Below are 10,329 nucleotides of genomic sequence, written 5' to 3'. Positions count from 1 at the left end.
GCGGTTCGGCGTTCGGCGCGGCCCGCCGCGAGGACGGCGGGTTGTGCACCTCGACCCGAAGCCGCCGCCCGTCCCCGTCCCCCTCGCCCGCCAACGCGACCCGCACGGACACCGACGGCGAACCCGAGGCATGCCGACGTACGTTCGTCAGCCCCTCCCGCACCACGTTCCGCACGGACGTCTCCACCTCGGGATCGGGCCGCGCCTGCCGCACCTCGGCCGCGACCTGGAGGGTGGCGGGGGCGTCACGTTCGGCGAACGCGGCGACCAGTTCCCCGAGTTCGGCGAAGAGATCCCCCGGCCGCACCGCCCGGCCGTCGTCCTCGCGCAGCACCCGCACCAACTTCCGCATGGACTGCAGGGTTTCGGACCCGGCCCGCTCGATGTGCCCCAGCAGCACGTCCACCTGCTCGGGCGCGCTCTCCCGGATCGCCCGCGCGGCCTGCGCCTGCACGACGATCCCGGTGACGTGGTGTGCGACGAAGTCATGCAGTTCCCGGGCGAGTTCGAGCCGCTCGCTCTGCCGCACCTCCGCGACCGCACGCCTTCTGCGGTCGTCGAGGCTCCGCAGATAGCAGCCGAGCCCGACGGCGGCACCCGTGGGGAACGTCAGCAGGAAGGAGAAGACGACCCCGTTCACGTCCAACCGCATCGGCGCTGCGATCACGGCAACACCGAGCGCCGCGCCCAGAGTTGCCGCCGCCCAGCGCGACGGCACGTCCTTCGCCGTACGCACCAACAGGAGCAGCAGACACAGCGTCTCCAGCAGGCCCCACCCGGCGAAGGTCGACGTCACGGACCCGAACAGCCCCACCGTGACCGCCCAGGAGACCGCCACGGCCACCCCCGCACCCCAGGTCAACGCGCGCACCTCGGCACCGGGCAGCAACAGCGCCACGGCGGCCACGACCCCGGGCACCACCCGCCACCAGACCCCGTTCCCTTCGAGCCCGGCGGTGGTGACGACGGAGGCCACGTCGAGCACCCACAACAGCGCCATGACCAGGGCCAGCGCGGTGAGCGCGGTACGGCGGGACAGCCGGGAGAGGGGCGTCTGCTCGTCGCCCAGATGCTGATCGTCCAGTTCTCGCACAACTCGCAGCGTAGGGGCGCCCGTTGCCGCCCGGCCTCGGCCGAAAGGACGACGTGAGAGGCGCGAACCGGTCGCCCGTCCGAGGCGAAGTGCCTTAGCGGCGGGGCATGTTGGGCGCCTAGCGGGAACGGCGGCGGCGGAGGCGGCACTGACGGCCACGGCAGGAGCGGTACCGGGGGCGCTGGGCTATGCGACGTCGCTGCCACTGGCTTCCAACGTCCCAGTGGCGGGCGGCAGTTGGGTACGTATCCGAGCTCTGGGTGGGCACGCCGGTCCTCCTCACCGTCCTCACCGGCGTGGTCCTGATAGTGACGGTCAGCGCGCCGGCGGGCCTGCGCCAGGTGGTCGTAGGCCCGTTGGGACATCAACGCGGTGGTGTACCGCTGCGCGGCGGTCTTCGCGGCGCTGTCGGTCATCGGCCCGTGGGTGGTGGGCATGTTGGGCTCCCTGGTGACGGGCCGTGGCCGGCTTCTTCGCCCTGTTCGGCATCACGACGACGTGGGTCCCGACCGGCACAGGCACAGGCACAGGCACAGGAGACGAACGCCGGCTGACGGCAACCGTCACGGACCCGAGCCGCCTGGACGCGGCCCGCGCCGCGCTGACCGGCCTCACCCCCGGCCAGTACCCCCTCACCGGCACGGACATCGACTGGCAGTCACGCGAGTTCGACCACGACTTCCACCTCGCGACCCTGACCGTCCTGGCCGCCGGCTTCACCATCGCCATCGCCTCGACCGGCGTCACAGCAGCCTCCTCGGTCCTGGACGCCCGCGGTCTCACCCTCCTCGCCGACTGCCTGGCCCCGGGCTTCGCCGGGTTGGCGGGCGCGAGCGCGGCCGGCCAGCAGTTGCTGCGGGAGGTGGTGCGGGGCCACGCCCGGACCGACTGATGCCGTGACGCCTGGTCCACCGGCCGATGTCGGCCCCGCGTGGGCGGGACGCGGGCGAAGGCCGGGCGGTCCTCGGTCGTGGGGTTCCCCGGCGGGGGCGGCGCCGGTTCGCTGAAGGTGTACGGCGACACGGGGGTGAGGGTGATGGACGTCAGTGGTGCGGGGTCGCCGGTCGTGGCGATCGTCGGGGTGGCCGGGACCCTGCTGTCGGCGCTGCTCACCCAGCGGGCGGCCGAGCTCAGCCGGCGGCGTGAGCAGGAGCGGGCCGAACAGGCACAGACGCGGGCCCGGGAAAGGGAGGAGCGGCGCAGCTGTTACGTCGCCCTCAACACCGCCACCCGGCAGTATCTGGCCGCCCTCACCGATCAGTTGCACGCCCTGGGCGGCACGGGGGATCCGCACGCCGTACGACAACGCCTCACCGAGGCCCGGGATCTGCACCGGGACGTGTACGCGGAGGCCCAGATGCGGCTGCCCGACCCCGTGCTCGCCCTGTCCGGCGAGGTCGCCCACGCCCTCGGCGCCCTCTACGGCACACTCCGGCGGCTGGACGACGGCGTCCCCCGCCCGGGCGACTCGCTCGACGCCGCCCGGGCGGAGATCGACGCGCTGTGGGCACGGCTGCGACAGCTGCGGCGCGGGATGCGGGCGGATCCGGGAGCTTCGGGGGTGTCCCGGCCGGGGCCGACCGTCCCCGGTGCCCGCTCCGCCCCGGCCGGTCCGGGCGCGTCCCGGGCGAGTTCCGGGTGTTGACCGGGCGTCGGCCGGAAAAGCTCGGTGATCGGGCTTCATGGTGCCGGACATGTCGTCATCATGGAGATCGGGACGGACTGTTGACGGACTGTCGATGTCCTCGGGACGTGAGGAGTACCGGTGGGGGAAGAAGAGGAGACCGGTGGCGTTCAGGCGGTGCGGGCCTGGGCCCACGAGGCCGTCGGGCGGGCGAAGGCGCTGATACCGGCGCCGGACACCGTCGCCCGGCCTTCCCGCGCCCATGACGACTCGGTCACCGAACTCGACGCGCTCGCCCGCCTGTTGGACCACGATCCCGGGCTGCGCGGCTCGGTGACCGTATGGCTCGGTGGTGCCCTCACCCTGCGCCATGCCGTCGGGGGCGGGACGCCCGAGGACCGGGAGCGGGCGCACGCCCTGCTGCGGGACGTACGGGATCCGGCCACGGAGACCGGGGCGTCGGCCTCCACCGAGGACCGGCGGTGGGCCGCGCTGTTCCTGCTCTCGCATGCGATGCCGCTTCAGGAGATGCTGGGCGGGCTCGCGCCGGAGCCGGACGTGACCGCCGTGTTCGACATGATCATGCGGGAGGGGCCGGGCGGGATGACCGCCTTCGCCGCCGAGGTGCGGGAGCTGGTGACGGAGGCGGCCGAACTCCCGCTGCCGGCGGAGACCCTGGAGCGCCTGCGGCAGGTGCGCGACCTCCATGCGCATCCCTCGGCCGAGGGGATACGCGACCTGTTCACGAGCCTCGTGCCCGACGACGGTTCTCCGGGCAGCGATCAGCTGCGGCAGATGATGACGAACCTCATGACGGCGATGAGCGGTGGTGCGGGCGCCGAGAAGGGCCCTGGCACGCCTCCCGGCCCCGGCACGCCGCCCGGCACCGGCTCGGACACCGGTGACACGAGCGCGGCCCCGGACCCCTCCGACGTCCCGTTCACGCCCCGCACCCCCGACGACTTCCGCCGGCTCATCACCGCGTTGCAGGCCGTGAACACCACGTCCGTGGACTTCGTAAACCAGACGGGCGGCGGCGATCCCGCCGCCCTGAACCAGCAGCTCGGGCGGCTGCGCGAGGCGTTCGACGCGCTGCCGGAGGGCACGCCCGACAAGGACGCCCTCGAAGGCATGATGGCCCTGCTGCTCAACGTGAGCGAAGGCGCCGGCGGCACCCTCCAGGACCAGGAACTCGGTCTCGCGCACACGGACACGATCACCGGCTTCCTGCGGCGCCAGTCGGAGAGCTCGATCCCCATGGCCGACGGCTTCGGGATCATGGCGGACGTGATGGGCCTGATGACGGAGGTCCGTACCGCCGGGCAGGCCGAGGACGTGGAGCGGCTCCGTGCCCTCCTGCCCAGGGCCGAGGCTCTGGCCGAGTCCGTCCCCGAGGACCACGACTTCCGCTTCGCGGCCCTCATCACGCGTGCCATGGCCCGCCTCATGCTGGGCCGACTCATCCTGGGCAGGGAGCCGGCCCTGGGCAGGGAGCTGCTCCTGGGCGGACTCGCGGACTTCGACGAGGGCAGGACGGCCGCGGGGAACAGCGGTCTCCCGATCGGGACCGAGGAGCTGGAGGCCATGGTTCCCGACATCGCGGCCGTGCGTTCCCTCCTGGCCGGTGACACGACGGTCGTCCCGGACCGGGACGTTCCCCCACCGGACGCCTCCACCGAGCAGCTGTACACCGGCGCGAACCGCCTCGGCATGCGCTACAGCGTCACCAGGGAACCGGCGGACCTCGACGCCACCATCACCACGCTGGAACGGCTCCGCGAGCGCATCCGCAAGGGGCTGGCCCCGCGCGTCGCCGCCGAGTCCCTGTGGTCGCTCGCCGAGTCCTACCGCGCCCGCTGGCACCGGGAGCAGGGCGAGTCCGACGTGGCGGCCGCCACCGACGCGGCGAACGAGGCCCTGGCCACCCTCGCCGCCGACGTCCTCCTCCAGCACGGCGCCGAACACCGTCTGACGACCGCCCGCAAGGGCGCCTCCCTCGGCGTACGGGCCGCCCTGTGGGCCGCCGCGCACGGGAAGGTGGAGGACGCGGTCGCCGCCCTGGAGCTGGGCCGGGCGCTGGTGCTGGAGGCGGCGGCCACCTCCCGGGCCGTCCCGGAACTGCTGGAGGAGCGCGGACATCCCGAACTCGCCGCCGCCTGGCGGAAGTCCGGCGCCGCCGACAGCGCCGAGCTGCCGGCGCGGCTCCCCAGCGAACTGCGCCGGCAGTCCCTGGAGGCCCTCGGCTACCGGGAGCCGGGAAGCCTGCTGACCACCCCCACCCTGCGCGAACTGGCGGACGGCGTGGGCGAGTCCGGCGCGGACGCGCTGATCTATCTGGTCCCGGGCAGCGACGGCGAGGCCCCGGGCATGGTGCTGGCCGTGGGCCCCGAGATCGGTATCGGCGTGGGCGGGCTGCCCATGCTCTCCGAGGCGGACAGTGCCCCGCTGGAGCGGTACCTGGACGCGGCCGAAGCCCGCTCCGCGGACCACGCCGACCCGCGGGCGGAACAGGCCTGGGAAGGGGCCCTGTCCGAGCTGTGCGACTGGGCGTACGAGGTGTTCGTCCATGTCCTCGCCGGGCTGGAGGAGCACCTCCCGGGCGACGCCGCCGGCCGCCGTACGCCCAGGGTCGTCCTCGTCCCCTGCGGCCGTCTCGGGATCGTCCCCTGGCACGCGGCCCGCTTCCCCGCGGACGCCCCGTACGACTATCTCTGCCAGGCCCTGGTGATCAGCTACGCGGCTTCCGGCAGCCAGTTCCTGCGTACGGCGGGACGCGCGCCGCGCGATCCGGTCTCGGCCCCGGCCATGGTGGCGGACCCGAGCCTCTCGCTGACGTATGCCGAGCTGGAGGTGCTGGAACTGCGCAACGCCTTCTACCCGGGGGCGCGGCTGTACGGCGAGTTCGCCACTCTCCCGCGCGACTCGGTGCCGGCCGGCACACCCGACCAGCTGCTGGCCCTGCTCGCCCAGGACCACTCGATGGTCCATCTGGCCACGCACGGCATGGCGGGGGTACGGCCGACGGAGTCGGCCCTGCACCTAGCCCCCGCCGATCCCGGCGAGGAGATCGGCCGGCTCACCGTGACCCGGCTGCTCGACCGGCCGCAGCCCGCCGAACAGGCGGCACCGGACGGCCCGTTGATCGTCCTGAGCGCCTGCCAGACCGACCTGAGCACGCGTGACCACGACGAGGCGCTGACCCTCACCACGGCCTTCGTCTCGGGCGGCGCGCGGGATGTCGTGGGCACGCGGTGGACGGCCCAGGACGGCGCGACGAGCCTGCTGATGGCGGTGTTCCACCACCATCTGCGGGCCGGGCTCAGCCCCGTCGACGCGCTGCGGGCCGCGCAGGTGTGGATGCTCGACCCGGACCGGAAGGATCCGGGCTGTCTGAGCGACGGCCTTCGGCTGGACATCGGCCGTCCTGACCTCGGGCGGCCCGCCGTCTGGGCCGCGTTCATCCATCAGGGCCACCCCGGCGGGGGAGAGGGGACCGCATGACCCCGAGCGAGGACAGCGGGACGAGGGTGCTCGGTCTCATCGACGAACACCTCGACAGCATCCGCGCCGCACTGACCGACGAGCAGTACCAGCTCCTGCTCACCCACCTGCGCGCGCTCGCCGACACCCCGCCGGGCGACGTCAGGGGCGTGCGCCGGTCCCTCCAGGCCGTACGCCTCTGCCTGTTGCCGCTGCCGTTCGGCCATCCGGTCCGGCAGGCGCTGGACTCCGTCCGGCTCGTCGGTACGGCCCCCGTCGCTCCCCCCGACCCCCGGCAGATACAGCAGGTCCTGGCCCGGCTCCTGGCCGATCCGCCACAGCGCCCCGACACCGCGGCCATCATCGCCGCCGTCGAGCGCAGACTGCTCCAGGCGCCCGCCCTGTCGGCCGCCGAGGTCCGCGACCGCTACCGCTACCGCGACTCGGCGCCACCGCCCGAGCTGATCAGGTTCCCCGACCCCGAACTCGGCTACCGCTACCCGGAGTTCCAGTTCAGGCCCGGCGGAGCGCCGTACGAGGTCGTCCTGGAGGTCAACCGGGTGCTGCTGGCCGACGCGGACCCGTGGGGGGCCGCCGACTGGTGGCTGAGCGGCAACACCTGGCTGGGCGGCGGACCGCCCGCGGCGCTCCTCGGTGTCCGGCCGGACACCGAACTCGTGGGCGCGGCCGTGGCGTTGGTGGAGGGCGACTGATGCACGAGGAGACCGTGTCGCCCGCCGCGTACCGCTACCGGCCGCACTGGGAGGTGCTGCCCGCCGGTACCCATCTGTGGCGGATCCACAAGTCCCGTTACGCGGCCGGGGAGTTCAGGCCGTTCAACCCGCACGGCGCCTCGGCCGGCCGCTTCGACAGCACGCCCGAGGACCCGTACCCCTTTCTGTACGCGGCGATGGACGCGGAGACCGCTCTGGCCGAGACCCTGCTGCGCTCGCACGACCGGGACTCCGGGACCGGTATGCGGCTGGTCCCCCTGGCGCAGGTGCGGGGCAGGTCGCTGAACGGGGTGCGGACCCGGTGCGAGATGAGGCTGGTCTCGCTGTGCTCCGGTGCGGCGCTGGCCGCCGTACGCCAGGACAACGACCTGCTGGAGAGCGAGGGGCCGGGGCGCTACGCGTGGACGCGGGACTGGGCGCGGGAGCTCCGTGCCCAGGTGCCCGAGGCCATGGGGATGATCTGGGGTTCGAAACGGAACCCGTCACGCCGGGCCATGGTGCTCTTCGGGGACCGCTTCGCGGACTGCGCGGACGGACCGCTCGAAGCGCTGCCGTACCGCAACATCCCGGACCTCGGTTCGCCGGAGGGCGTCAAGGAGGCCAACCAGCTGCTGGAACCGCTCAGTTCGGCGATCAGGGGGCCGGTCGACGGCTGATCCCGTCGCCCGCTTGTTCTCGTGTGACACGTGGTGTCATCGTTGACCGCATGGCACCGCCATCCCTGGACCACGCGTCAATTCTCGTGGAGCTTCAGGCAGTTCGCCGGGCGGGACTGCTGAGGCTCCGCGACCGCGAGCTGCCCGTCCTGGAGTCGGCCGCGGCCGCCCTGACGACCGCGCGCACCCGCGAGGGCGCCGTGGAGGCGCTGCTGCGCCGCGCGGTGGAGCGGCTCGACGCGGGCACGCTGCGGACCGCCGCCGAGTACACCCTGGGCCTGGCCCAGGGCACCCGGGACTGGGCGGCGTCCTCCCGCCGGGCCCGCGCGGCCGAGGTGTACCGGGTGAGCGAGGAGCGCTTCCGCAAGCACCACGAGGTGATGGTGCTCGGGCAAGTGGCCGACCGCATCGTGGAGTTGGCGGAGGAAGGGGGCGACGAGCCGGGCGAGGGCGACGGGCTGGGCGGCACCCACCGGTCCGTGGACGTCCTGGCCGGCGACCGGACCGTACGCCTCACCCTGCACATCCACCCCGTCGACCTGCTGCGGGACGTGGACGTGGTGGTCTCCCCGGTCAACACGCACCTCGCGCTGCCCGAGCCGTACAAGTCCTCGGTCTCCGCCTCGTTGCGCCGGGCCGCCTCCGTCCGCGGGGTGACCGGCGACCTGCTGGACGACCCGGTCCTCGACGAGCTGCGCAAGTGGACGTCCCGGCACGGCACTTCGGGACGTCCGGTGGTCCCGGGAACGGTGGCGGCGACCGGTTCAGGAGCCATGGCCGAGCAGGGCGTACGACGGATCTACCACGCGGCGGTGGCCAGGCCCCGGGCCGGAACCAACGACTACGACGTCCTGCCCGCCGACGTCACCCGCGCCACCTCGCGCGTGCTCGCGCTGCTGGCCGAGGAGCACGACCGGCACAGCCCACCGCTGCGCTCGGTGTGCTTCCCGCTGCTCGGCTCCGGGCGCGGCGGGCTTCCGTACCGGGTGAGCGCGGCCGCCGTGTGGAGCGCCGTCGAGGCGGAACTGGCGCGCGGAGCACGCTGGGACGTGCACTTCGTCGTCCGCACCCCGGAGGCGGCCCGGGTGGTGGAGCGGATCCCGGCCGGAACCCGCCCGGAGCGCGACCGGTCGGCGCCCGGCCGGTCGGCTTGACTTGAGGGGCGGGTCGCTCAGGCGGAAAGCCTGGGGGAGCCTTGCCCCTGGGCGGCCCGCACCCCGGAGGCGCCGATACCGACGCGGTGTCAATTCACGTAAGGACCCCGCATGGTGATGCCTCCTTCACATACCGTGGCCGTATGACCAGGGGGATGGTTGAGTGGGCGCACGGCTGCGCGGGTCGCACGGTGACCTGGCCCGCCCCGGACACGTACGTACTCGTCGACGGCGTCCTGCTGCGCATGGTTCCCGAGCCACCCGGCCTGCCGCCGGGTACGGCCGTCACCGTGCGCCACGATCCCGGACGGCAGCGGCTGGTGGCCCACGCCGACGACACCGGGGCGGCGGCCGGATGAGCGTCCACGGCATCGAGTTCGGGACCGGATACGAGGAACGGCAGCCCGTCGTCCTGCTCCTCGACACCTCCGCGTCCATGGGCCGCCCCGCGGAACACCCCCGGATCGACGAGCTGAACACCGCGCTGACCCGCTGGTTCGACGGGGTCCGCGCGCAGGAGCGGCTGCGCACCCGGGTGGAGGTCTGCCTCATCACCTTCGACTCGGTGGTGCGCGTCTACGATCCCGGCCCGGGCCGTCTGGTCCCGGTCGGGCCGGGGGCAGCCGACGCCGGCCGGCTCTTCGTCCCGGTGGACCGCATGCATCCGCCCACGTTGCGGGCCGAAGGGCTGACCCGGCTGACGGACGCCGTGGAGACGGCCCTCGAACTGGCCCGCTCCCGCTACCGCGCCCTCCAGGGACAGCGGATACCGGTGCGCCGTCCCTTCCTGTGGGTCCTGACGGACGGCGCGCCGAGCGACGCCCAGGGAAGTCCCCTGGACGCGGCGGCCCTGGCGGGTACGGCGGGGCGGGTGCGCCAGGGCGAGGAGAGCGGCGAGTGGGTCTTCCAGGTGATCGGGGTGCACGGCGCCGACCTGCCGATGCTCCGGGTCCTGGCACCGAAGGCCACCACCGAGCTGGCGAACCTGGACTTCGGCCAGATCCTCGACATCCTCTTCCAGAGCTCCGACCGGAGCGGCCCGGACCAGGACGCGGACGAGATCCACCAGCAGATCGACACCCTCGCCGCCAAGCGCGCACGCATGGAGGAGATGGAGAGGGGCCTGAAGTGATCATCGCGGGCGCCTCCGTCCAGGGCACCGCGCATCTCGCCGCCGCGCAGGGCTGCCAGGACGCGTTCAAGGCGGTCGACCTCGGCGACACGGCCGTACTGGCGGTGTCCGACGGCGCGAGCAGCCGCGACCGCAGCGCCCTGGGCGCCCACATCGCGGTCGACGCCGCCTGCCGCCTGCTGGCGGAGGAGATACCGGACGCGGAGGACACGCCGGAGGCGTGGACCCGGTGGATCGCGGGGCGCGGGGGAAGGGTGGTCGAGGAGTATCTGCGGGCAACAGCGGGGGTGTTGGGCGCGGACACGGGTTCAGCGGAATCCGGCAGCCTGGCAGCCACCCTCACCGCGGCGGTCGTGACCCCGCCGTGGACCGCCTTCGTCTCGATCGGCGACGGCTTCGGCACCCTGCTGACCCACGACGACCGCTGCCACCTGGTCCTCCCCCCGCCCACCGCTC

At 73.6% G+C, this 10,329-nt stretch carries 10 protein-coding genes; 9 read left to right on the top strand and 1 reads right to left on the bottom strand.

Annotated features, from left to right (window positions below; genetic code table 11):
- Window positions 1-1,093 (bottom strand): sensor histidine kinase (locus AC31A1_RS37955; RefSeq protein WP_489657649.1); only part of this gene is annotated, 1,093 nt, incomplete at its 3' end.
- Between the two features lie 460 nt (window positions 1,094-1,553).
- Here AC31A1_RS37955 and AC31A1_RS37950 point away from each other — a divergent pair.
- The 9 genes from AC31A1_RS37950 to AC31A1_RS37910 all read left to right on the top strand — a co-directional run.
- The gene (locus AC31A1_RS37950; protein WP_489657648.1) at window positions 1,554-1,985 is read left to right on the top strand and encodes a hypothetical protein; all 432 of its coding nucleotides are present in this window, start codon (window positions 1,554-1,556) and stop codon (window positions 1,983-1,985) included.
- Window positions 1,986-2,024: 39 nt separating this feature from the next.
- On the top strand, window positions 2,025-2,738 hold the full coding sequence (locus tag AC31A1_RS37945) for a hypothetical protein (RefSeq protein ID WP_489657647.1): 714 nt from the start codon (window positions 2,025-2,027) through the stop codon (window positions 2,736-2,738).
- A gap of 120 nt (window positions 2,739-2,858) precedes the next feature.
- On the top strand, window positions 2,859-6,218 hold the full coding sequence (locus AC31A1_RS37940; RefSeq protein ID WP_489657646.1) for a CHAT domain-containing protein: 3,360 nt from the start codon (window positions 2,859-2,861) through the stop codon (window positions 6,216-6,218).
- A complete protein-coding gene (locus AC31A1_RS37935) occupies window positions 6,215-6,910 on the top strand; it encodes a hypothetical protein (RefSeq protein ID WP_489657645.1) in 696 nt (231 codons plus the stop codon). Before AC31A1_RS37940 ends, AC31A1_RS37935 begins: the two co-directional genes overlap by 4 nt.
- Window positions 6,910-7,587, top strand: a complete 678-nt coding sequence (locus AC31A1_RS37930; protein WP_489657644.1) for an RES family NAD+ phosphorylase — start codon at window positions 6,910-6,912, stop codon at window positions 7,585-7,587. The genes AC31A1_RS37935 and AC31A1_RS37930 overlap by 1 nt, the downstream gene beginning before the upstream one ends.
- Before the next feature lie 50 nt (window positions 7,588-7,637).
- Entirely contained in the window at window positions 7,638-8,741 is a 1,104-nt protein-coding gene (locus tag AC31A1_RS37925; RefSeq protein ID WP_489657643.1) for a macro domain-containing protein, read from the top strand.
- Between the two features lie 143 nt (window positions 8,742-8,884).
- A complete protein-coding gene (locus tag AC31A1_RS37920; RefSeq protein WP_489657642.1) occupies window positions 8,885-9,100 on the top strand; it encodes a hypothetical protein in 216 nt (71 codons plus the stop codon).
- Window positions 9,097-9,873 carry a vWA domain-containing protein gene (locus AC31A1_RS37915; RefSeq protein ID WP_489657641.1) on the top strand — a complete coding sequence of 259 codons (777 nt, stop codon included), beginning with the start codon at window positions 9,097-9,099 and terminating at the stop codon, window positions 9,871-9,873. The genes AC31A1_RS37920 and AC31A1_RS37915 overlap by 4 nt, the downstream gene beginning before the upstream one ends.
- Window positions 9,870-10,329: protein phosphatase 2C domain-containing protein (locus tag AC31A1_RS37910; protein WP_489657640.1), on the top strand; the 460-nt coding region annotated here is incomplete at its 3' end. The genes AC31A1_RS37915 and AC31A1_RS37910, both read left to right, overlap by 4 nt.

Source organism: Streptomyces sp. P5F9 (genome assembly GCF_057961495.1).
This window is presented reverse-complemented; position numbering and strand designations above follow the sequence as displayed.